General features: G+C 47.4%; 25 protein-coding genes and 1 riboswitch. Of the genes, 2 read left to right on the forward strand and 23 right to left on the reverse strand.

Annotated features, from left to right (window positions below; all coding sequences use genetic code 11):
* Positions 1 to 30: 30 nt before the first annotated feature.
* From ribH to ribD, 4 genes are read right to left on the reverse strand one after another with little or no spacing between them, the layout of a single operon-like run.
* Positions 31 to 498: a 6,7-dimethyl-8-ribityllumazine synthase gene (ribH, locus tag BLR88_RS03590; RefSeq protein WP_057899371.1), complete on the reverse strand. Its 468-nt coding sequence runs from the start codon at positions 496 to 498 to the stop codon at positions 31 to 33.
* Between the two features lie 51 nt (positions 499 to 549).
* A complete protein-coding gene (locus tag BLR88_RS03595) occupies positions 550 to 1,743 on the reverse strand; it encodes a bifunctional 3,4-dihydroxy-2-butanone-4-phosphate synthase/GTP cyclohydrolase II (RefSeq protein WP_057899372.1) in 1,194 nt (397 codons plus the stop codon).
* 26 nt (positions 1,744 to 1,769) lie between these two features.
* Positions 1,770 to 2,426: a riboflavin synthase gene (ribE, locus tag BLR88_RS03600; protein ID WP_057899373.1), complete on the reverse strand. Its 657-nt coding sequence runs from the start codon at positions 2,424 to 2,426 to the stop codon at positions 1,770 to 1,772.
* Positions 2,427 to 2,430: 4 nt separating this feature from the next.
* On the reverse strand, positions 2,431 to 3,525 hold the full coding sequence (gene ribD / locus BLR88_RS03605; protein ID WP_057899374.1) for a bifunctional diaminohydroxyphosphoribosylaminopyrimidine deaminase/5-amino-6-(5-phosphoribosylamino)uracil reductase RibD: 1,095 nt from the start codon (positions 3,523 to 3,525) through the stop codon (positions 2,431 to 2,433).
* Positions 3,526 to 3,992: 467 nt separating this feature from the next.
* A riboswitch (FMN riboswitch) is annotated at positions 3,993 to 4,139 on the reverse strand.
* A gap of 147 nt (positions 4,140 to 4,286) precedes the next feature.
* On the opposite strand from ribD, the gene BLR88_RS03610 reads away from it, so the two are divergent.
* Positions 4,287 to 4,730 (forward strand): peptidylprolyl isomerase, encoded by a 444-nt coding sequence (locus BLR88_RS03610; protein ID WP_057899376.1) that lies wholly within the window; start codon positions 4,287 to 4,289, stop codon positions 4,728 to 4,730.
* Between the two features lie 196 nt (positions 4,731 to 4,926).
* On the opposite strand, the gene lhgO is transcribed toward BLR88_RS03610, so the two are convergent.
* From lhgO to BLR88_RS03645, 7 genes are all read right to left on the reverse strand, one after another.
* Positions 4,927 to 6,159, reverse strand: a complete 1,233-nt coding sequence (gene lhgO, locus BLR88_RS03615) for an L-2-hydroxyglutarate oxidase (RefSeq protein WP_057899377.1) — start codon at positions 6,157 to 6,159, stop codon at positions 4,927 to 4,929.
* Positions 6,160 to 6,279: 120 nt separating this feature from the next.
* Positions 6,280 to 7,221, reverse strand: a complete 942-nt coding sequence (gene glaH, locus BLR88_RS03620; protein WP_091259951.1) for a glutarate dioxygenase GlaH — start codon at positions 7,219 to 7,221, stop codon at positions 6,280 to 6,282.
* Between the two features lie 385 nt (positions 7,222 to 7,606).
* Entirely contained in the window at positions 7,607 to 7,948 is a 342-nt protein-coding gene (locus tag BLR88_RS03625) for a DUF3870 domain-containing protein (protein WP_057899379.1), read from the reverse strand.
* A 93-nt stretch (positions 7,949 to 8,041) separates the two neighbouring features.
* Positions 8,042 to 9,487: an aldehyde dehydrogenase family protein gene (locus tag BLR88_RS03630; RefSeq protein WP_057899380.1), complete on the reverse strand. Its 1,446-nt coding sequence runs from the start codon at positions 9,485 to 9,487 to the stop codon at positions 8,042 to 8,044.
* 142 nt (positions 9,488 to 9,629) lie between these two features.
* On the reverse strand, positions 9,630 to 10,973 hold the full coding sequence (locus BLR88_RS03635; RefSeq protein WP_082706196.1) for an amino acid permease: 1,344 nt from the start codon (positions 10,971 to 10,973) through the stop codon (positions 9,630 to 9,632).
* A gap of 163 nt (positions 10,974 to 11,136) precedes the next feature.
* Positions 11,137 to 12,465 (reverse strand): 4-aminobutyrate--2-oxoglutarate transaminase, encoded by a 1,329-nt coding sequence (gene gabT, locus BLR88_RS03640; protein WP_057899382.1) that lies wholly within the window; start codon positions 12,463 to 12,465, stop codon positions 11,137 to 11,139.
* The gene (locus tag BLR88_RS03645; RefSeq protein ID WP_175493553.1) at positions 12,462 to 14,180 is read right to left on the reverse strand and encodes a sigma 54-interacting transcriptional regulator; all 1,719 of its coding nucleotides are present in this window, start codon (positions 14,178 to 14,180) and stop codon (positions 12,462 to 12,464) included. Before BLR88_RS03645 ends, gabT begins: the two co-directional genes overlap by 4 nt.
* Positions 14,181 to 14,506: 326 nt before the next feature.
* Between BLR88_RS03645 and BLR88_RS03650 the strand changes: the two genes are divergently transcribed.
* Entirely contained in the window at positions 14,507 to 14,941 is a 435-nt protein-coding gene (locus tag BLR88_RS03650) for an HIT family protein (protein ID WP_057899384.1), read from the forward strand.
* Positions 14,942 to 14,992: 51 nt separating this feature from the next.
* On the opposite strand, the gene lysA is transcribed toward BLR88_RS03650, so the two are convergent.
* From lysA to BLR88_RS20040, 12 genes are all read right to left on the reverse strand, one after another.
* Positions 14,993 to 16,318, reverse strand: a complete 1,326-nt coding sequence (lysA, locus tag BLR88_RS03655) for a diaminopimelate decarboxylase (protein ID WP_057899385.1) — start codon at positions 16,316 to 16,318, stop codon at positions 14,993 to 14,995.
* 78 nt (positions 16,319 to 16,396) lie between these two features.
* Positions 16,397 to 16,999, reverse strand: coding sequence for a stage V sporulation protein AE (locus BLR88_RS03660; RefSeq protein ID WP_057899386.1), 603 nt, complete (start codon positions 16,997 to 16,999; stop codon positions 16,397 to 16,399).
* A gap of 3 nt (positions 17,000 to 17,002) precedes the next feature.
* Positions 17,003 to 17,356 carry a stage V sporulation protein AE gene (spoVAE, locus tag BLR88_RS03665; protein ID WP_408863291.1) on the reverse strand — a complete coding sequence of 118 codons (354 nt, stop codon included), beginning with the start codon at positions 17,354 to 17,356 and terminating at the stop codon, positions 17,003 to 17,005.
* 4 nt (positions 17,357 to 17,360) lie between these two features.
* Positions 17,361 to 18,380: a stage V sporulation protein AD gene (gene spoVAD / locus BLR88_RS03670; protein ID WP_057899387.1), complete on the reverse strand. Its 1,020-nt coding sequence runs from the start codon at positions 18,378 to 18,380 to the stop codon at positions 17,361 to 17,363.
* A gap of 12 nt (positions 18,381 to 18,392) precedes the next feature.
* Positions 18,393 to 18,875, reverse strand: a complete 483-nt coding sequence (gene spoVAC, locus BLR88_RS03675; protein ID WP_057899388.1) for a stage V sporulation protein AC — start codon at positions 18,873 to 18,875, stop codon at positions 18,393 to 18,395.
* Positions 18,876 to 18,898: 23 nt separating this feature from the next.
* Positions 18,899 to 19,315, reverse strand: coding sequence for a stage V sporulation protein AB (locus BLR88_RS03680; RefSeq protein WP_057899389.1), 417 nt, complete (start codon positions 19,313 to 19,315; stop codon positions 18,899 to 18,901).
* Positions 19,312 to 19,926, reverse strand: a complete 615-nt coding sequence (locus BLR88_RS03685) for a stage V sporulation protein AA (protein WP_057899390.1) — start codon at positions 19,924 to 19,926, stop codon at positions 19,312 to 19,314. Before BLR88_RS03685 ends, BLR88_RS03680 begins: the two co-directional genes overlap by 4 nt.
* A 177-nt stretch (positions 19,927 to 20,103) precedes the next feature.
* Positions 20,104 to 20,859, reverse strand: a complete 756-nt coding sequence (gene sigF / locus BLR88_RS03690; protein ID WP_057899391.1) for an RNA polymerase sporulation sigma factor SigF — start codon at positions 20,857 to 20,859, stop codon at positions 20,104 to 20,106.
* Positions 20,860 to 20,870: 11 nt separating this feature from the next.
* On the reverse strand, positions 20,871 to 21,326 hold the full coding sequence (gene spoIIAB, locus BLR88_RS03695; RefSeq protein WP_057899392.1) for an anti-sigma F factor: 456 nt from the start codon (positions 21,324 to 21,326) through the stop codon (positions 20,871 to 20,873).
* A complete protein-coding gene (gene spoIIAA, locus BLR88_RS03700; protein ID WP_057899393.1) occupies positions 21,327 to 21,677 on the reverse strand; it encodes an anti-sigma F factor antagonist in 351 nt (116 codons plus the stop codon).
* Between the two features lie 134 nt (positions 21,678 to 21,811).
* The gene (locus BLR88_RS03705; RefSeq protein ID WP_254778209.1) at positions 21,812 to 22,957 is read right to left on the reverse strand and encodes a D-alanyl-D-alanine carboxypeptidase family protein; all 1,146 of its coding nucleotides are present in this window, start codon (positions 22,955 to 22,957) and stop codon (positions 21,812 to 21,814) included.
* Positions 22,902 to 23,054 (reverse strand): hypothetical protein, encoded by a 153-nt coding sequence (locus BLR88_RS20040; protein ID WP_254778210.1) that lies wholly within the window; start codon positions 23,052 to 23,054, stop codon positions 22,902 to 22,904. The genes BLR88_RS03705 and BLR88_RS20040 overlap by 56 nt, the downstream gene beginning before the upstream one ends.
* Between the last annotated feature and the right edge of the window lie 198 nt (positions 23,055 to 23,252).

Consider the following 23,252-nt stretch of genomic DNA (forward strand, 5'->3'; position numbering starts at 1 on the left):
AAACAGGGGCACATTATTTAGCTATCCGCATTATGCAAAAGCTTTTGTCAGGTTGGCCATCTCAATCGCTGTGGCCGCCGCCTCCCAACCTTTGTTGCCTGCTTTTGTGCCAGCGCGCTCGATCGCCTGCTCAATCGTATCGGTCGTCAGCACACCAAAAATCGCAGGTACGCCAGTGGTCAGTCCGATGGACGCAATGCCTTTCGCTGCTTCGTTGCATACATAATCAAAGTGTGGTGTAGCGCCGCGAATCACCGTGCCAAGCGCAATGACAGCATCATACCTGCTGGATTCTGCCATTTTTTTGACAATGAGCGGAATTTCAAAAGCTCCCGGTACCCAAGCAACTTCCACATCGTCTTCAGCCACACCATGACGCTTCAGCGCATCCAATGCGCCGGTCAAAAGCTTGCTTGTAATAAACTCGTTAAAGCGTCCAACGACAATGCCAATTTTAAGCCCTGTTCCCACAAGATTTCCTTCGTATACTTTTGCCATCATCATTCCTCCATTTTTCTACTATATCTTTATGGTTCAAATGCAAAGCGATTATAAATTCAATAAATGGCCGAGCTTGCTTTTCTTCGTGCGCAAATACCGTTCGTTCGCTTCCACCACCTCCATCTGCAGCGGCACGCGCTCCACTACACACAGGCCATAGCCTTCAATGCCTTTAATTTTGCGGGGATTATTAGTCAGAAGGCGGATTTGTCCCAGCCCCAAATCGGCAAGAATCTGCGCGCCAATGCCGTACTCCCGCAAGTCGGCGGGAAAACCCAGCTTTTCGTTTGCTTCCACCGTGTCAAGCCCTTGCTCCTGCAGTTTATACGCCTTCAGTTTGTTAATAAGGCCAATGCCGCGCCCTTCCTGGCGCATATATAACAGCACGCCGCGCCCTTCTTCTTCGATCTGTCTGAGCGCCGCATGAAGTTGTGGACCGCAATCGCAACGGAACGAACCGAACACATCGCCAGTGAGACATTCGGAATGCACCCTTACAAGCGTCGGTATATCTGGATGGATGTCTCCTTTAACCAGTGCCACATGTTCTTTATCATCTGTATCGTTCGTATATGCTACCATGCGAAAATGTCCGTATTCAGAGGGCAGCTCCACTTCGACTTCACGCCTTACGAGCTTGTCGAAACGCATGCGATAACGGATTAATTCTTCAATCGTAATCATTTTGAGTCCGTGCTTTGCAGCGATCCGCACCAGATCAGGCACCCGCGCCATCGTTCCGTCCTCGTTCATAATCTCGCAGATAACACCGGCCGGATACGCGCCGCATAAACGCGCCAAATCAACAGCCGCTTCCGTGTGGCCGGCCCGACGCAATACGCCGCCTTTTCTTGCAATAAGCGGGAAAATGTGGCCGGGACGGCGAAAATCTTCCGGTTTGCTGGCCGGGTCAAGCAGCGCCTGCACCGTCTGTGCCCGCTCATGCGCGGAAATGCCAGTAGTGGTTGTTTTCTCATCGATGGAGACGGTAAACGCGGTCCCGTACGCATCCGTATTCCTGTCTACCATCAGCTCAAGTTTCAACTCAGCGGCGCGCTCTTCTGTAATCGGCACGCACACAAGACCGCGACCGTACGTAACCATGAAATTAATCATCGCGGCGTCTGTTTTTTCCGCCAGCGCAATAAAGTCGCCTTCATTCTCGCGATCTTCGTCATCCACGACGATTACCGGTTTGCCGTTTTTCAAATCTTGAATCGCTTCTTCAATTGAATGAAACATATTCCCCACTCCTTTCCAGCGCTCAATCAACAAAACCCATGTTCGACGAGAAAATCCTTCGTAAGCGTCGGTTGTTTTTCCCGATCACGCAAGTCGCGCCGAGCGATGAACCGTTCAATGTATTTGCCAAGCATATCACATTCCAAATTGACGAGGTCGCCCTTTCCTTTGTATTGCAAGATCGTTTCCTCCAGCGTGTGCGGAATAATGGATACCGTAAAGCCATCTCCCGCTACATCAACGACGGTTAAACTAATCCCGTCAATAGCAATGGAACCTTTTGGAATAATATACCACAAAAGCTCCTCTCCAGTCCGCACCTCAAACAACATGGCATTATCGTATGGACGCTTGTCGACAATAACGCCTGTCCCGTCAACATGACCGGAGACGAAATGGCCGCCAAGTCTATCCCCTACGGCCAGCGCCCGTTCTAGATTGACCGGAGAACCCGGGCCAAGAGCGGATAAGCTTGTCCTGTCAAGCGTCTCCGGCATTACATCCACCGTAAAATGGCGGCCAGAAAACTCAACAACCGTTAAGCAAATACCATTCACAGCAATGCTGTCACCCAATTTCACATCTGTCAGCACTTTTTCAGCCGCAATTTCCAGGACGGCGGAACGGTTCCCTCTTTGAATGCGGCGAATGGTTCCAATTTCTTCAATAATCCCAGTAAACATACGCTTACCTCCAGACCGGATATCCAGAAATTTTCATATCGTTCCCCACTTTTTCGAACGAGACATCCATAAGTGAAATGGCATCCGCCATTTCTTCAATTCCCAGGCCGCCGAACGGCGTGGGAGCATTCTGGCCCGCTACCAGCTTCGGCGCGACGTAGGCAACGACTTTATTGATCGCCCGCGCGTGTAAGAACGCGCTGTTTATCTGGCTGCCGCCTTCAACCAGCAACGAAGAAACCTGCTGTTCGCCGAGGGTCGCAAGCAAGCAGTCAATGTCGACTTTCGGGCCGTCCCCGGTGGAGAAAACGCGGATCCTCTTCTCTTCAAGCTGCGCCCGCTTCGTCCTGTCCGCGTGTTCCGTCGTAAAAATCCAGGTCGGAGCCTGTCCGTCCGTTAACACGTTTGCATCCATCGGAATGCGCAGCGTCGTGTCAACGATGACACGAATCGGATTTTTGCCGCCAGGTGAAAGCCGGGTTGTAAGCTGCGGGTTATCGGCTAGCACCGTATTAACTCCTACAAGAATTGCGTCGTGCTCGTGTCGCATACGGTGCACTTCCCGACGCGCTTCCTCACCTGTAATCCAGCGGCTGCTTCCGGAATATGTCGCCACCTTTCCGTCAAGCGTCATCGCAGTTTTCACGGTAACAAACGGCCGGCCTGTTGTAATAAAGGTAATAAACACTTCGTTCAGCCGTTTCGCTTCCGCTTCACATATACCCGTCAGGACGTTTACTCCTGCTTCCTTAAGTTTGGCTACTCCTCTGCCCGCCACCAGCGGGTTCGGGTCCAGCATGGCGACAACCACCGTCTGCACACCATGTTCAATAAGCGCATCCGCGCAGGGAGGGGTTCGTCCATAATGGCTGCACGGTTCCAGCGTTACGTAGGCAGTGGCGCCTTTCGCTTTCGTGCCCGCCATGCGCAGCGCCTGCACTTCCGCGTGCGCTTCCCCAGCCCTTAAATGGGCACCCATACCAACGACTTCCCCGTTTTTTACAAGCACACAACCGACCATGGGATTCGGGCTTGTCTGCCCGCGTGCCGCCGCCGCAAGTTTAAGCGCAAGCTCCATGTACTCTCTGTGTTCCATCATCGCTTCTCCTTCCATCAAAAACAAAAACGCACAATACCATCTCTTTTCACGGAATTTCCCTGGGGTAAGAAAAGAGAGATGGATTGCGCGCTCTGCTTGCCTTATCTATGCAACAAAAGCGTTTTGACTTATCTGAATTCTCCCGTTGCCATACTGTGAGCAACTCGCGTACTTATGCCTCGTCCTTTTTCCTCGAAAAAGCCATACATATAGAAAGCCCTGAAAGACGGTTCAACCGTTTTCAGGGCTTTTTCACAAAAAGGTAGATCTAGTCTAGGCCAGGAACAATCTTTGTTTTCTTTAGTCAGATACAGCAAACTTGTAAAAGGAAAGCTGTATACATCACCTTGAATACTTTGACATTTGTACCGCAGCATCTTCGCCTTGCTCCACGAAGCAAAGGCAATACAGCAGCAAATAAAATGCATACAAAAAACTACAAGAAAGCAACACCTGGCGTGCTCTGATCCATCCTTCTCCCATCCAGACTATACTGTCGGTCCCGGACTTGCACCGGGTCAGCATTGGCCAAAAAAGCCGCAGCTCACGGACTGAAGAGGCTCGTAGCCTCTATCACCGCCGGTCGGGAATTTCACCCTGCCCCGAAGGATTTGTATAATTCAGTTGTATTTTTAGTATAGCCAATTGATATTCCGCTGTCCACACGAAAATTTTATAATGTGAAACAAGCATACGCACATTGAGGCTTTAAAACGTCCTATGATAGAATAGAGCGAACGAACCAATAAGGAGGAACAAACATGGCAAAGAAAAAAGGTAGCATTGAACTTGAAAACGGCAACAAAATTACGATCGAATTTTTTCCTGAAGCCGCTCCGGGTACGGTTGCAAACTTTGAAAAGCTCGCCAATTCCGGCTTCTATAACGGACTTACGTTCCACCGTGTCATTCCAGGCTTCGTAAGCCAGGGAGGATGCCCGTACGGCACAGGAACAGGCGGCCCGGGCTATACGATCAAATGCGAAACAGAAGGGAATCCACATAAACACATCCCAGGCGCTGTTTCCATGGCACACGCAGGACGAGACACCGGCGGCAGCCAGTTCTTCATCGTGCATGAAGCACAGCCGCACCTCGACGGCGTGCATACTGTATTCGGGCAAGTTATCGAAGGGCTTGAGCACGCAAAAAATCTACGCAACGGTGATAAAATGGTTGCGGTAAAAGTATGGGATGAAGAATAATGTATGCACCAGCGGGCGCAAAGGATAAACTTCCTGCGCGCCCGATTTCCGGCTTTTTGCCTTTCGGGTTTATATGTAGATATTTTTATCAAATGTACCATTACTCCCGCAGGGACGATAAAATCTCAGATTCGGGCGCGATACGAGAGGACAGGTACAGTGGCAATGAATTGACATCGTGGCCGTATTCATCGAACTATACCAGAACGGCCGGGGCTATCGTTTTCTTTATATTGTCTATCATATGATCCGGCACACGATTTGCGATCTCTTCACCGATTTTGATAGAGGCTGTGGCTGCTGGTGAAGGGGCATTGCATACATGCATCGAGCGTTTACCTGAAAAAATGGCGAAATCGTCCACCATGCTTCCATCGTGCATGATCGCCTGTGCCCGCACCCCGGCATGGGTCGGGACAATATCTTTCTCAGTCAATTCTGGAATCAGACGTTGCAAACTGCGCAGAAACGCCTGTTTGCTGAAAGAGCGAACCATTTCGTTGATACCTTCCTTCATATTTGGCATTGCCATTTTCCAGAAGCCTGAATAGGTTAACACCTCAAACAGATCCTTCAAACTGATATCCTTTTTGGTGTAACCTTCACGCTTGAAGGCTAATACTGCGTTCGGCCCAGCGTGAACTTCCCCATTAATCATACGAGTAAAATGAACACCGAGGAAGGGAAAGTTCGGGTTAGGCACCGGATAAATTAAATGTTTTACGAGATGGCGTTTTTCAGGAATCAATTCATAGTATTCACCACGGAATGGCACGATTTTCATCCCGGTGTGCATATCGGCCATTTTGGCTACCCGGTCACTGTGCAAGCCGGCACAGTTAATCAGGAAGCGTGCTTTAATCGTGCCGCGATTTGTTTCAACTGTGACGCCGCCTTTTTCCTCGGCAATATTCTCCACTTTGGTGGACAGGCGCAAGTCACCGCCACCCTCTTCAATCATTCGCGCAAACGTGCGAGCAACTCCTTTATAGTCCGCGATCCCGCAACTCGGCACACGAATCGCGCCAAGGCCGCGCACATGCGGTTCAATCTCTTTCAATTCTTCCGGGCCAATTTTCGTTACGTTCAATTGATTCTGCAAACCGCGCTTATATAAATTGTCCATCAGCGGCAACTCTTCCGGCTCTGTTGCTACAATCACCTTGCCGCACACTTCATATGCAATGCCGTGTTCTTCACAGAACTTCACCATCGCTGCATTCCCTTCCCGTGCAAAACGCGCTTTAAAACTGCCAGGCTTATAATAAATCCCGGAATGAATAACACCGCTATTGTGTCCCGTCTGGTGCCGGGCCCAATCGGCTTCTTTTTCAATCATGACGATCTTTGCACCCGGAAACCGCTTCATGAGCGCCATCCCTGTCGATAAGCCTACGATCCCTCCGCCGACAATCGCAAAATCATACATGCTATGTTCCTCCTCTATCCCCATTTATGGGATGCTGCTAGTATTTGTCTATTTTTATTATTTATATTTATATGCCATATAAGGCAGGCCTGCAAGAAGAGAGGCCTGCCTGTAATCCTTTTATACACGGGCAAAATACCCGCGCTGGCGCATCAGCTCACGGTACAATTCCGGATGTTTTTCAAACGGGGCACGACCATGCATCCAGAAGCTATTGTTCAGAATCACCAAATCGCCTACCGGAAGTTTTAACGCATGCACTGCCGGAGAATTTTCCAGGGATTCAGATAACTCTTTCAAATAAAGAGCCTGTTCGATCGTTTCCGGATACGCGAATTGGTCGATAAAGCAGATGCAAGGCTTGTTATTGATTTCATAAAAAGTAGCGCGATGCACAACTTGCTCCACATTTTTGCTCGGTGGTGCTTTATACGTAATTTTCACATTCGCGAGCGGATGCTTGCTGAACTTTTCAAGATCTTCCCAGTCATCGAGATGCAGCAAACGAGATTCACCGCCAACCGCATTTTTCTCGTCCATTTTCATCATGAGCAACCAGTCTGTCGGCTCATCTACGAATGTGCCATCCGTATGAAGTGTGAACAGGCGATACGCTTGACGCAAATAAGAGTCGCTGTTGTCTGTATCTTTCACTGTAAAACGCGCATAGAATGTTCCGGTCATCGCGTCAAAGTTCGGGATGCCGATCAGGTGCGTTAAAGCTGTCCCAAATTTTACAAAATCTTCTACATCTTCCGTTTTGCCCTGCACACTGATAGTGAAGCCGCCTGATTCGCGATCCTGAAGAATTTCGCGGATATTATCCATGAACGATTGACCGAACAATTCTCTGAACTGGTGCGCCAGCACTTGCCGGGAATACGGAACATAGCGCAAGGATTGTTCGCTGTGCTCTTTGCAGCCGGCAAAAAACGTTTCAAGCAATCGGTCATCTAACTGAATGTGATATAGCCTTTTGTGGGCAGGATGCGGCATAATTTCATAGCCTGGTTGTTTTTGCACAAATTTCATCTCTCTTTTTGTCTCGGTAGCCATTGTCATCGTTTCGTTCCTCCTCCATTTGATAAAAAACGTGAGTCATACAGCTGAAAAGATCGTGTCGGTGTCCGACCAAGTCCGGCCTGTCAGCCTTTGGGGTTATTTATGCGCGACGGATGAAGGGTGAACCTGTTGCGCATAAAAACAAAGAGCCAGTTACACTTCTCCCCAAAAACAAGGGTTGAAGTATAACTGGCTCTCATTTACGAAACCTCTCCAATTACTTGAAGGGCAGTAAATTAGACAGTTTCATGTATGCAATTCTTATAAAACAATTCATTCACAGGCTTGACAGAAACCGGTATGCGAGTAGGGAAAACCTCTCTGCAAGGTTCTGTCATTTGCTACTGCATTTATATTTTAATGGTATCGTAATCTTAAATTTTTGTCAATCATTTTTTTTACTATTTTCGCTATTTTTATAAAGTAAATACTGGTTATGCAGATCACGAAGAGCAGCGACAAGTGCATTCTGGGCTTTACCTTGATAAAAGTCTATGATGCGCCGGCTCAGCGCTTCAATGCCATCCTGCAGGCTGCAACCGCGCAGCAATTGACCGATAAAATCCCGGCCGTGTTCGGTCGCAAGCGTACAGGACGCTTCCAGAATCACGTGGTATTTCGCATCCGCTTCAACCGTAATCGTCAACGTATCAAAAATGCTGCGTGCCGCCATTCCCTGCGGCAAACGAGCATGGCCTGCGATAAAATACGTCTTGCCTGTGAACATAACCACAACACCACTTTCCGGGAGATTTTCTTTCTCCTGATCATACCCCTGCATATTTGCAGGTGTCAATTTTTTATGATGAAATACAAAATGTCACATCCGATCCATGTATACCGTTTTCACTTGGGTATAAAATTCAATCGCTGCTTTCCCTTGTTCACGGGATCCAGTGCTGGAGTTTTTGCAGCCGCCAAACGGCACTTGCGGCTCCGCTCCCGCTGTTTCTGAATTCACGTGCACAATGCCCGCTTCAATATCATCCACGAACCGTTGCGCCAAGGTAAGGTTATTCGTGCAAATCGCGGAGCTGAGGCCATATTCTGTATCGTTCGCCAGTCCAACTGCTTCTTCGTAGTTCTTTACTTTAAAAAGCGCGATAACCGGCCCAAAAATTTCCTCGCGCGCGATACGGGCGTCGCGGCTTACGTTTTCAAAAATCGTCGGCAGCACATAGAAGCCGTTCGCAAGTTCCGGATCGGCCGGCGCCTCACCGCCGCAAAGCAGCGTCGCTTCTTGTTTTCCTGCCTCAATCATCGCCATAATACCATCGCGCTGTGTTTTAGAAACAGCCGGGCCCATAAACGTGTCTTTTTCCAGAGGATTGCCCACTTTGAGCGCTTTCGTACGCTCAACAAGCAAGTCACGAAACGCATCATAAATTCCTTCTTCCACAATCACACGGCTTGTGGCCGTACACTTTTGTCCTGTGGAACGGAACGCGCCGCTAATAGCGATATTCACCGCTTTGTTCAGATCGGCGTCAGCCAGCACGATAAGCGGGTTTTTACCGCCCATCTCCAGCTGCACTTTTTTTCCTTTTGCAGTTGCGCGCTCTTGAATGCGCAGGCCAACCGTATTTGAGCCGGTGAAAGACACTGCTTTAATATCCGGATGTTCAACGATCTCTGACCCGACAACCGAACCGCTGCCAAACACGCAGTTAACAACACCCGCAGGAAGGCCCGCTGCTTCAAACGCTTTCATTACATGGTACACAGATTTCGGCGTAATTTCGGCAGGTTTAATGACCACGGTATTGCCATAGATAAGCGCCGGAGCCATTTTCCACACAGGAATGGCAATCGGGAAGTTCCACGGCGTAATCAGACCGATCGGCCCCACTGGCACACGGGTCGTATAAAGAAACGTTTCCGCGTTCGCCGAAGGAACCACTTCACCGACCGGCTGCCGTCCTTCCGCCGCATAGTATTCGAGAATGCTGATGGCCCGCTGTGTTTCTCCGATTCCCTCCACCAGCGTTTTCCCTTCTTCTAGCGTTAGATCGCGGCCTACTTCTTCCAAATTTGCCTTTAAATATTCAGCCGCCTTTAGCAAGTAGGATGCACGCTGCTGAAAAGAAAGCTTTTTCCATACCGCAAACGCTTTTTTCGCTGCTTGGACCGCTTCATACACATCTTCCGCTGCGCTCATCGGAAACTCGCCTAGCACTTCTTCCCAGTTGTGCGGGTTACGATTTTCGATATATTCGCCGCTCACAGGTTTTTTCCATTCACCGTTGATATAGTTTAAATAACGCATGTTATTGTCCACCACCTATTTTAAAACACCTATTTTAAAAATTGCAAATTTTTACCTTGTGCTTCCTTTTTCGATCTTCTGCCTGCGTTAAATGTAAACGAAATCCTAAGTTAACAAAATTGCATTTGTCAGTGTCTTTTGATTATATCACTTTTTCGATTTGCCTTTCTTCGAAGCCCGAAGACGGTTGCTTCTTACGATAAAATACAAAATAGGAAGCAATAACAAGAACTGCGATAAGTGAAGTAAGATAGAATTGCAAACACATGTCCTCAATAAAAGCTTGTGCAACAAAAATACCTAACAAGATGATAATAGTCGCATAGGTTAAGTAGGGAAACAACCACATTTTTACCTTAAGGGCTCCCGGATTTTCTTTTTCGATCTTTCTCCGCATACGTATATGTGAAAGAGCGATAAATATATACACAAGCATCGAAACGCCACCCGAGCTATTTGCCAAAAAAGCAAACAATTTATCAGGGGACACAAATTTGAATATTGCACAAATATAAGCAAAGCATGTGCTTGCCAGTACCGCCCAAACCGGTACCCCTCTCTTATTTACCTGTAAAAATATACGGTGCGCCTCTCCTTTTTGCGCAAGAGAATACAGCATACGTGAGCTTGTATAAAGCCCTGAATTCAAGACAGAAAGCAAAGAGATGAAAACAACGATATTCATAATTTGAGCCGCAGCTGGCAGGCCCGCCATATCAAATACACTCGCATATGGAGTTTTGAGCAAGTCTTTAGCATTCCACGGCAGAACAGTAACCAGCACAGCGACTGAACCAATAAAGAACACAAGAATGCGCCAAACCACACTGTTTATGGCTTTCATAACGTTCTTTTCCGGGTTTTCCGATTCCCCCGCCGCAATGGCTGCGACCTCACTTCCCACTAAGGAGAATGTAATAAAGACAACGCTGAGAAGAACCGGGAGAAATCCGTTCGGGAAAAATCCACCGTTTCCGGTAAGGTTAGAAAGACCCGGTGATTCAATGCCCGGTACGAAACCAAAGATCATCGCTGTTCCCAGGCATAAAAACGCAATAATAGCAACTACTTTAATAAAAGCTAACCAGTATTCAAATTCTCCATATGTTTTGACTGAATAGATATTGGTAAGCGTCATCAAAACAGTCAAAGCTAGACTTCCTATCCACGCAGGTATGGAAGGGAGCCATTGATGAATCATAGCCCCTACTAACGTGGCTTCAATTGCGACAATGATCACCCAGTTAAACCAGTATAACCAGCCAATCATATATCCGGCCCATGGCCCAAGCGCTTGATGTGCATACGTAGCAAAAGAACCGCTATCAGGATTCAAAACAGCCATCTCTCCAAGCATACGCATAACAAGAACTACGATCAAGCCTCCAATTATATAGGATAGAAGAGCACCGGGGCCTGCCGAGGTAATGATGGCGCCGCTCCCTACAAATAAGCCAGCGCCGATAACTCCACCGATAGAAATCATTGTTATATGCCGTTTTTTCAGATCTTTGTGTAGTGCCTGCTGTTCCAAAAGCTCCACCGCCTTTACAAATTTGTTTATTTTTGTCCTGAGAAAGTGCTAAATAGGAGCGGAATACCACTAAAATCGACCAACATGAAATGTAATGGTATCCGCCCATATTTACTTATTTAGAAGCTTTTGCAATCGCTTGTTCTAAAATGTGCAACCCTTTTTCTAAGTGTTCATCTGTAATCACAAGCGGTGGCAAGAAACGAAGCACATTGCCGAAGATACCCGCACTTAAACCGATTAAGCCGTTGTTCCAGCATTCTGTCACGATTTTGCCTGTCTCTTCTTTCGCCGGCTCTTTCGTTACGCGATCCCTTACTAATTCAAGCGCAACCATTGCACCAAGCCCACGTACATCTCCGATAAGATCGTATTTCTCCTGCCAACTGCGGAAGGCATTCATCATGCGATCGCCGATGACTTGCGCACGTTCTACCAAATTCTCTTCTTCAATAACATCAAGCACCGCAAGGCCTGCCGCACATGCCACTGGGCTTCCAGCGAATGTGCCACCAAGCTGTCCAGCTCCAGGTGCATCCATCAATTCAGCGCGTCCTGTAATGGCACTAAGCGGCATACCTGCTGCAATGGATTTGGACATTGTAGTAATGTCCGCCGCTACCCCGTAGTTTTCCATCGCAAACAATTTCCCTGTACGGGCAAAACCGGTTTGGATTTCATCCGCAATCATAAGAATGCCGTACTTGTCACAAATGCGGCGTACGCCCTGTACAAAAGTAGTGGAAGGAACAATGAATCCACCTTCGCCCTGTACTGGCTCCATGATAATAGCAGCGATATGATCTGCTCCCACTTCACCGAGGAAGAATTGTTCAAAATGATGTAAAACTTGCTCGTCCAGTTCCTCTGGCAACATTCCTTGCGGTGCACGATAATAATAAGGGTAAGGCAATTTATATGTTTCCGGGGCAAACGGTCCGAAGCCATGTTTATACGGATTTACTTTGCTTGTTAAAGACATGGTCATTAAGGTACGGCCATGGTAGCCGCGTTCAAACGAAACAACAGCGCTGCGACCGGTCGCTTTCCGGGCGATTTTCACAGCGTTCTCCACCGCTTCCGCGCCGCTGTTCGCAAACATGGTTTTCTTTTTAAAATCGCCCGGCGTTTTTTCGTTCAATTTTTCTGCAAGCTCAATATAGCTTTCGTACGGCATAACATGAAAACAGCTATGAATAGAAGCCGCCGCCTGCTCTTGAATGGCTTTTACCACTTTCGGATGACAGTGACCAATATTCTGCATACCGATACCACCAGCAAAATCAATCAATTCATTGCCATCTACATCAGTAACGATGGCTCCTTGCGCCGATTGTATATATAGCGGAGTTACATGATACGGACCTACAGGAACCGCCTCTTGACGGCGAGCATGTAATTTTGCAGATTTTGGACCTTGTGATGTTTGTGCGTTTGTCGTCATCTGTTCTCTTCCTTTCCTTTTCCTAAATATTTGTTCATCTTTCGCACAATCGTAGATTGGTTGACTTTTAGCGCCTCAGCACAACGGTACGTATTTTCGTATTTTTGGTAGGCCATAGAAATCAATTGCTTTTCCACTTCTTCGACGGCTTGCTTCAGTGGACATAATCCTTTTATTTTTATTGCCCAGGCCGCCTGGTAATTCTTGCTGTCTTCCCAAAGACTCGCCGGCAAATGGTGTGGTAATACTTCTGTCCCTTCGCTTGTTACAATCAAGCGTTCCACCATATTTTCCAGTTCTCGCACATTGCCGGGCCAGTCATAAGCGCTCAAAATCTCGATTGTGTCTTCATGGAACTGCTTGTACAACCCGTATTTTTTTGTAAAACGAGCGATAAAGTGTTGAATAAGAGCTGGAATTTCTTCTTTACGCTGGCGAAGCGGAGGAACTGAGATCGGAATAACGTGCAAACGGTAAAACAAATCTTCACGAAAACGACCTTCTGCAATCAGCTTGTGTAAATCTTGATTGGTCGCAGCAATAATACGCGTATTTACCGTTAGCAACTGATTTCCGCCAAGCCGACGGAACGTATTATCCTGCAAGAATTGCAAAAGTTTCACCTGCACGCTTAACGGAATTTCGCCGATTTCGTCAAGAAACACGGTACCGCCGTCCGCGATTTCCAGCACACCTTTTTTCGACGTATTCGCTCCGGTAAACGCCCCTTTTTCGTATCCAAACAATTCCGATTCAATCAATGTGTCCGGGATGGCCCCACAGTTGATATGGACAAAGTTTTTCGTACGGCGGTGACTCGCCCGATGCACACGTTGCGCAATCATCCCTTTCCCAACTCCAGATTCCCCCATAATTAAAATGGTGGAGTCAACGTGAGCCACCCGTTCGGCCAGCTGGTAAATTTGCTGCATTTCCGGCGAAAGCACCACCATGTCGTCCTGAGGTTCATCTTTGCTTTGCTTCAGCTTCTCCAATTCAAGACGGTAAGCATCCAGCAAGCTTTCCGTCGTTTCCAGACGCTGGCGCAGCATCTCGACTTCTTCGTACTCTCGTGAGTTAAAGATAATTCGATGGAGGCTGCCGTCCGGGTTGAATACCGGGTTTCCGATTACGTGCAGCTTTTTTCCATTTACCGTCACCTGAACGCCGGACACTTTTGTCCGCTTTCTGATAATTTCCGGCGTAATGCTCGGCGTAAATACGCCTTCTGCGGCAAGTTCCGTCGTTTTTTTTCCCAGTAATTCACCAATGGGCCTTCCGTACAACTGCTCACTTTTCGGCCCAGCGCGCAAAATTCTTCCTTCTCCGTCCGTCACCAAAATCTCATCAAACGACGTATCAAAGATATTTTCCAGCTCAAAGTACTGATCATCGCGCCGCAGGACAAGAAAATCCGCCGTATGAATACCACCTTCGTAACACCGCTTCCATTCCCCGCGCAAAGAAAAAGAAGGAGTTTTAATCTGCGTCTCCCAAAAGTCCTGTCCAACCCGGCAAAACGATTCATAGGAAGAAAAAACAAGAGGTAAGACATCAGACAGATGCTTGCGTACTACGTCCGTTTCTTTAAAGATAAACCAATTCTCCATCTTGCCCTTCCAATGAATAATAAATCCATCTGGAGACAGGGCAAGCATGCCGTACGGCATCTGCATCCACAGCTTGTCAATATCCGGTGCAGCATACGTTTCCAAAACCCTCACCTGCTTCCTCGTCTCCCTTCTCATTTTTCTTCCCTGCACATTTTCTAAATAGCAAATACTATGCCAAAATTAAAAACTTTATTTCTGAGGAATTCTTATAAAAGAAGGGAGAGAATATTAATGCAATTTCGCATTCAAATCTATTTTAATATACTGAATAATTATAACCTATGTATTATTTATAACTTTGTATTTATTTTTAATGCTAATTTGCATCAATATAATGCTATATAGCATTTAAAAATTTTATGTACATTTCCGCTTAATCAGAGAAGGTGATAATGATAGAATAAAAAGAAAATGGAAAGGATGATACGATGGCACTGAACAATACCTGCATTTTCTGCAAAATCATCAAAGGGGAAATCCCGTCAGCCAAAGTATACGAAAATGAACATGTCGTCGCGTTTCTTGACATCAGCCAGGCAACGAAAGGCCATACGCTTGTTATTCCGAAAACCCACAAGCAAGACATTTTCGAATTAACACCGGACATCGCTTCCAATCTATTCGCATGCGTGCCGAAGATCGCAAACGCCATGAAAAAGCAGTTTAACATAGAAGGGGTGAACCTGCTCAATAACAGCGGTAAAGTAGCGGGACAAACAGTATTCCATTACCATCTGCACATCCTGCCGCGCTATGGCAAAGAAGACGGATTCCATCCAACATTACAGGAGAACAACGCCCAGTATACACCTAGCGATCTGCAAGAAATCGCTGCTCATATCGCCGCTGGCATCGAGTCATAGGGCATGTATACATAAAGGAGCGAACCAATCGTTCGCTCCTTTCTTTATCGTTTACACCGACTGACTTAACGCGCATACGATAACGCGGTCATTTCTCACAAGGTCTTCATACGATTCTCTTTTCACCGCCACATCGGCGCGCCCGTCTTTGACAAACACGACAGCAGGGCGGCGAATTCGGTTATAATTATTCGCCATGGAATATCCGTACGCGCCCGTACAAGAAACAGCGAGCAAGTCGCCGGGCTCCGCCTTTGGAAGTGCATAATCCCAAATTAACATATCGCCGCTCTCACAGCATTTCCCAGCGATCGAAACAACCTCGGCAGCCGGCTCATCTGCGCGATTCGCAAGCATTGCCTCGTATTTTGCTTGATATAATGCAGGACGAATGTTATCAGACATACCGCCGTCAATCGCCACGTATTTACGGATGCCAGGGATATCCTTAATCGCTCCGACCGTATAAAGTGTGGTGCCAGCTTCGCCCACGATGCTTCGGCCCGGCTCAATCCAGATCTCCGGCAATGGATAATTGCGCGCCGTAAACTGACGGCGCACTTCTTCCGTAATAACCTGTACGTATTTACTTACCGGCAGCGGATCGTCTTCTGCCGTATAGCGGATGCCAAAACCTCCGCCCAGATTCAGAACCTCGATCTCGTATTTCGTCTCAGTGCGTACCTGTTCCAGAAATTCGCCCAGCACTTCAATCGCCCCGATAAAGCCGGTCGTCTCGAAAATTTGCGAACCGATATGGGAGTGAATGCCAAGCAGCTTGTAGAAAGGCTTATCGAGCGCGCGCTTCACCGCTTGCAGCGCCTGTCCACTGGCGACGCCAAAACCGAACTTCGAATCATCCTGACCGGTGGAAATGTACTCGTGCGTGTGCGCTTCAATTCCCGGCGTTAGACGAAGCAGAATCGACACAATTCGTTCCTCTTTTTGCGCCAAGTCATGCAAAAGCTCAAGCTCGAAAAAGTTGTCGACGACAAAGCAGCCGATACCGGCGTCAAGCGCCATCTTTAACTCATCTTCCGTTTTATTATTGCCGTGGAAATGAATGCGTTCTGCCGGAAATCCTGCCTTAAGCGCCGTATATAACTCGCCGCTTGATACAACATCCAGCGACATATTTTCCTCGGCGATCAACTGGCACATCGCTATACACATAAACGCTTTGCTGGCGTACGCTACCTGAAAGCGGAATCCACTTTCCTCGAACGCTTTAACATAAGCGCGGCACTTCTCCCTTATGAGCGCCTCATCATATATATAAAGTGGCGTACCGTATGTGTGGGCCAGTTCCGTCGTGTCGCAGCCGCCGATTTCCAAATGCCCTCTCCCGTTTACTCTGCTCGTTCCATGTAAAAACACTCGGCTTCCTCCTCATTTTATACCCTATAAATATCTTATACAGTACCATACCTTGCGAAAGTATGACAACTAGACATTTTACTTCTTTCGCAATTTTCGCGAATATTTAGGGAAATAACCGCTCTTCTGCAAAATAAATTTGACCGCTGCCAGTGTCACTGGGCAACCCACGCATGTCTCATCGCGTCCTTTCATTTTGCCGATATCTCCGATTCCGACGATAACCGGGATCTGCAACATGTTCAAAACATCTACTGTATCACCTATAATATATGCTTCACTTCCGGCTTCCACAAACCCATTTTTATTTACCGGACGCCTGACTTTTCGGCCGTATCTATCTATGCAAATATCTACTTTTACACCAAGTGCGCCTTTCGTTCGCGATGCAACGGCGATAGCGCCCAGCACCTCAATATCAGGGTGGGTAGATACATAATACAACGCTTCTTCCCCTTTTCCCATGTGAACATCACCGTTGTCGTCAAACATAACCAGTACCGGATCATGTTTGGCCTTTTTGATCAAGGAAACGATCTGCGGACCGTTCAATGGCGTCGGGTTTCCAGCCGAACGGGAGATGCAGCGGCCACCGATTCGCCGCGCCACTTCTTCTACTGTACTGCGAGCCACAAAATCCCCATCCGTAATAATAATGATTCTCCGTTTTCTGCGCTGCATGGCCTATCCTTTCGGCTTAAAAATAAGCGCAGCAAAAAAACTGAACGCGATGGCAGCCGAAATGCCAGCACTCGGAACTTCAAAAATTCCGGCAATCAGACCGATAATCCCGGTCTGTTCCGCTTTCTGCCATGCACCATGATATAAAGCGTGCCCAAAGCTCGTAATCGGCACAGTGGCTCCGGCACCCGCAAATTCAATGAGCGGATCGTATAACCCAAGCCCATCCAACACCGCACCGGTGGCGACAAGAATACTCATCACATGGGCGGGCGTCAACCTGGCTATATCCAATAAAAGCTGACCTATGACACAAATCAATCCTCCGACAAAAAAAGCGATCATCACCTGTCCCATGCTGTTATACCTCCTCCGCTTCAAGCGCCACGGCATGCGCGATACATGGAATGCTTTCACCCTGCTGATAACTGACCGGACTGAACAGCGCGCCGGTCGCGCAAATCAGCACCCGCTTAATGCTTCCTTCTCTTAGCCGATTCAAAATATAACTGTAAGTAACCACGGCACTGGACGCACAGCCGCTTCCACCGGAAAATACCTGTTGGTCCGGACTGTAAATCATTAAGCCACAGTCGTTATACACCGGGGTCATGTCATATGAAAGGTCTTTCATTTCATCCTTTAAAATCGCGTATCCGACTTTGCCCAAATCGCCAGTAACAATCAAATCATAATCGGATGGCATCCGATCCGTATCACGGAAATGCGTAGAAAGCGTATCGACCGCAGCCGGTGCCATCGCGCTCCCCATATCAAACGGATCTTTGATTCCCATATCTACTACCTTTCCGATGGTTGCATACGTGATGCGCGGGCCGCTTCGGCCGCATCCGACAACCGCCGCTCCCGCTCCGGTTACCGTGCATTGAGCATATTCCGGTTTTTGTCCGCCGTATTCTGTCGGATAACGGAATTGTTTTTCCGCCGTACAATTATGGCTGCTACAGGTAGCGACAATGTACGATGCGTATCCGGCATCCACCAGCGCCGAACCGACCGAAAGCGTTTCCATCGAAGTCGAACAAGCACCGAACATTCCGATAAGCGGAATATTTAACTGACTTGCCATAAAATTGGAGGAAATCGTCTGGTTCAGTAAATCTCCTGCCAGAATAATATCAATCTCGCTTTCCAGCAAATCGCTCTTTTTAATCGCCGTCTGCACCGCCTCGTACATCATAAACTGCTCCGCTTTTTCCCATGAAGCCTGTCCTGCATACATATCAGAATGGATATGGTCGAATTCCGCCGCAAGCGGTCCTTCCCCCTCGAGCGGTCCGACGGAAACAGCGCTGCCCAGTATACGGATGTCGTTCACAAAACGCCACGTCTGGCTTCCACATCGATGCCTTGCTTTCATCCTTTCACATCCTTACACTTTGATAATGAGCCATTTGATCAGCGAAACGACAAGCGCGGCTACGACTCCGTATACGATAACTCCCCCCGCCAGTTTAAACATGTTTCCGCCGACACCAAGCACCCATCCTTCCGCACGATGTTCGATCGCCGCCGATGACATCGAATTGGCAAATCCGGTGACAGGCACAGCCGATCCCGCTCCTGCATACTGCCCGAGCTTATCATATACGCCAAATCCAGTAAGCAATACAGAGATAAAAATAAGCGTTGCCACTGTCGGGTCGCCCGCCGTTTCTTTAGTGAAATTAAAAAAACGAATATAAAAGTTGGATACTAGCTGGCCAAACGCACAAATTGCGCCACCGACCCAAAACGCCTTTACACAGTTTGCTAAATAGGGTGGTTTCGGCTTGTATTTAGCTGCGCGTTCGCTATAGGCTTGTTGCGCTTTCATAAGTCTGTTTTGATTCCACTTTTTTACAGAAGAAGCCATAAACGTTTCATACTCCTTTCACGTCATTTCAAATAAATCATCCAGTGAAATAAAGAGCCGACGATCTTGCCGAACGCCAGCGCTATGATAAACCAATGAAGATAGTCATATACCTGCATGCGCTTCGATAAAATGGGAATAACATTCAGCACTTCCGTCAGTGCGGCCCCAAGAAATCCGACAAAAATCCCCATAAACGCACCAACAATACCCAGCAGGAAAACAGGCAAATACAAAGGAGCAGAAAAAAAGTCAAACACTGTGAAGAAAAATGCACCAAAAACGACAGCCCATTGAAAATGTAAAAGATACTGATCGGTTTTTGTAATCTGGACAAAACGAGGAATTAAGTCAAGCACCGTAATGAGAGCGACAATGCCTCCGCCAACAATCAGCCCTCCGCTTAAACCCACAAGAGCCAGAAACAAAGAAATGATCATTTTTTCTTTGCTCCGGGCGCTTCATGCGCTAATACATACTCGTCCACATTTTGCTCATACAAAAACATCTCCAATTCAAGCGGACTCGGTTCTTCATTAAACTTTTTACGAAAAATATGGTTGAAAAATAAAATCATGCCTGCACCGACACCGAGCGAATACGGGATTTGAATAATGAGCGGATGCGGATTCTTTTTCCCGGTGACCAGTTCATAAATGCGCTGGTGCACTTCCGGCATGCTGACATCAGTATGAAAGTTCATAATCGCAAGTCCTGAGCCGATAAAAAGCACAATCCAGACAAATGCAACAAGCAGCAGGCTAATTTTTTTCTTCGGCAATTGGACTTCGATGATCATTTGTTCCGCTCCGATGTTATGCACGAACAATTCGGGATATGCGCGCTGAAGCGTTTCAATGATTTGAATCATATCGACAACATAGCGGTTCCCGTCCCCGGGCTTCAGTACATGAAGCACCTGCTCTCGAATCGCTGTTTCAGCAGGGCTGTTTGTCACCAATTCCGCTACATCTTTCACACGAACGACTGCCCCTGGCGGAAGCTGCACTTTTCCTTTTAATTTCACATACACGCGGACTGGATCGGCCATGCACCATCCCTCCTTACACCAAATAGTATTTGTCTGACGAAAGAAGGCTATGCTGATGAAGACCGCTGCGCGCTCCGTCTCGCTTCTTGTACAGCTCGATTGAAATCAACAAGGAAAAAAATGCATAAAAAACGAATAAGCGCGAAGGAAATTGCACTTCCTTCGCGCCGTTTGCTTTTACTTTTCAATTTGTTCCTTCATAATGCGGAGGATTTTCTTTTCCAAACGCGACACCTGCACCTGGGAAATTCCGAGCCGTTCCGCGACTTCGGACTGCGTCTGATCTTTATAATACCTAAGATACACAATAAGCCGCTCCCGCTCAGAAAGCTTGCCGATCGCTTCTTTTAAAGCAATTTTGTCAAACCACTTGTCTTCGTCTCTGTCCGAAATTTGATCCATAAGCGTAATCGGGTCGCCGTCATTTTCAAATACGGTCTCATGAATGGAAGACGGGGCCCGGTTTGCTTCCTGCGCATAAATCACTTCTTCCGGCGTAATCCCAAGCACTTCCGCGATTTCTTTTACCGTGGGCAGACGCCCAAGATCTTTCGACAGCTCATCCTTGACCCGCCGGACTTTATGGGCAATTTCTTTCAGCGAACGGCTCACTTTCACCGTACCATCATCGCGCAAAAACCGCTGAATTTCGCCAATAATCATTGGCACTGCATATGTTGAAAACTTCACGTCAAACGTCAAATCAAACTTATCAATCGCTTTTAGCAGGCCGATGCAACCGATTTGAAACAAATCGTCCGCTTCATAACCACGGTTCAAAAAGCGCTGAACGACCGACCATACCAGACGAATGTTGCAGTTCACCAATGTATCTCGTGCTGTCGTATCTCCCGCCTGACTTTGCGCAAGTAATTCTTTTACTTCCTTGTCGGATAGATAAGCGTGATTGGCATTCCTTACATTGGTCTCCATCGGCATGTCTCCTAATTACATAGCGCTTCGTTTTTTATCAGGTTCTTCACCAACCGAATGCGTGTACCCCGGTTAATTTCCGTTTCAACTTCCATTTGATCCATAAAGTTTTCCATAATTGTAAAGCCCATTCCAGAACGTTCCAGTTCCGGCTTTGTCGTAAAAAGCGGCTGCCGTGCCTCTTCCAGGTTAGCGATGCCAATGCCGTGGTCTTCCACAATAATTTCAATGAAAGATGGCGTATACGTCGTCATAATCATCACGGTTCCGTTCTCGTCACCTTCGTATCCGTGAATAATGGCATTTGTAACCGCCTCGGATACGACCGTTTTGATTTCCTCCATTTCTTCCAGCGTAATATCAAGCCTGGATAAAAACGAAGCGACCGCGATTCTAGCAAATCCTTCATTCTCGCTACGTGCCGCAAATTCTAATCGCATGAAATTGTGACCGGTTTTGTTTTCCATTTACGCCACCCCCAGCACAAGGAGCGCTTCCTGTTCAGACTCCTTGATTTTTAGAATCTTGAACAAACCAGATAGTTCAAACAGACGGTAAATGACCGGATTGATCGAACAAATGACCATATCCCCGCCACGGGCAGAAATCTTCTTGTAACGCCCGAGAATAACGCCCAAGCCGGAACTATCCATAAAATGCAAATGAGCAAGGCTTAATAAAATATGCTGGACAGGTTCTTCCGCGAGTTTCTTCTCGATGTTTGTGCGCAACATATCCGCTGTATGGTGATCCAGCTCTCCTTCCAGTCGGACGATCAAAACACCATGAACTGTTTCCATATCAACTCGTAAACTCACGCAGAGCCACTCCTTCGCTTAAGTGATACTGGGAGATTCTACGAAGCCGGTCACGATTCCTGCCACCCGACAAAACTAGAAAAAAACCGGGGAAATGTGGCATTTTTCTCCTTTTTCCCGATTTTTCGCACCTGTTATCCGCCGAACATTTTGCGGGCCGCTCGTTTAAACAACTTCCACCATCCGGCTTTTTCCACGTTGCTTGCGGCAACCAGATCAACGGTGCTGACGGTTTTGCCGTCTTTTTTAATTACTATCTCACCGATTTTTACCCCTTTTTTAATCGGCGCTTTCAACTCCGATTGAATGGCAATCACTTTTTCATACTGAGAAGCTTTTTCCCCTTTTTTCACCAGCATACTAAAATGATACGGCACAATAATGTCGACCGTTTCTTGCATGCCTTTTTCAACCGGCACGGTTTTCACCACCTGGTTTTCCTTGTAAAGCGGCTGGCTGTCATACTGGTTAAACGCATAGTCCATCATCGCGGCAATTTCCTGGTTGCGTGTTTTGGAATCAGGTGCGCCCATCACTACCGCGATTACGCGCATATTGCCGCGCTTTGCAGTCGCGGTTAAACAATACTTTGCCTCAGACGTGTAGCCGGTTTTCAAGCCATCCGCGCCGGGATAGAAGCGGACAAGCCTGTTCGTGTTTACCAGCCAGAACGGCTTTTTCGTGTCCTTGCGCAAATAGTCCTGATAAAGGCCCGTATATTTTGTAATTTTTTCATGCTTTAAGAGTTCACGTGACATGAGCGCAATATCGTGGGCGGAAGAGACATGTCCCTCCACCGGCAATCCATTGGAGTTTTTAAATAATGTGTCGTCCATGCCCAGTTCTTTCGCGCGCTTGTTCATTTTCTCAACGAATGCTTGTTCCGTGCCGGCGAGATGTTCCGCCATCGCGACGGACGCATCGTTGCCAGAAGCGAGCGCAATACCCTTCAGCATTTCATCCACGGTCATTTCCTCGCCCGGCTCAAGGAAGATTTGCGAACCTCCCATAGAAGCCGCATAATCGCTTGTCCGCACTTTATCCGTCAGCTTAATCTCGCCGCGATCAAGCGCTTCCATGATGAGGAGCATCGTCATAACTTTCGTGATACTGGCGGGCGGTAGGGGTTTATGTCCGTTTTTCTCGTACAGAACCGCCCCTGTGTCACGATCCATCAACACGGCCGAAACCGCATTCGGTGTAAGGTCTACGCCTTGCTGCTGGTCAGTAGTTTGCTTTGTCTTTTCTTCTGCGGATACAGGCCCGCTGAACAGTGACATTATCAGAAATATGCAAAGCAATACAATAGGCAGCTTCTTCATCAAACTTGTCCCCTCCAATCATAATAGTATCTATTTTCGCCATGAAGTTTGACATTATATACCTCCATTGAACATAAAAAAGCAGGATGATCGCACATCACTCACCCTGCTTTTTTATCGATATACATCGTCTTTAATGTTTCGATCCTATCCTTCAAAACTTACGCCATGGCAAAAGCTCTGCATTCTTCTGTGCAACGTAAACATATACGGCCGCACACTTCACAAATACGCGCGCATTTCCTGGCAATGA

The sequence above is a fragment of the Aneurinibacillus thermoaerophilus genome (genome assembly GCF_900099925.1).
GTDB lineage: Bacteria > Bacillota > Bacilli > Aneurinibacillales > Aneurinibacillaceae > Aneurinibacillus > Aneurinibacillus thermoaerophilus.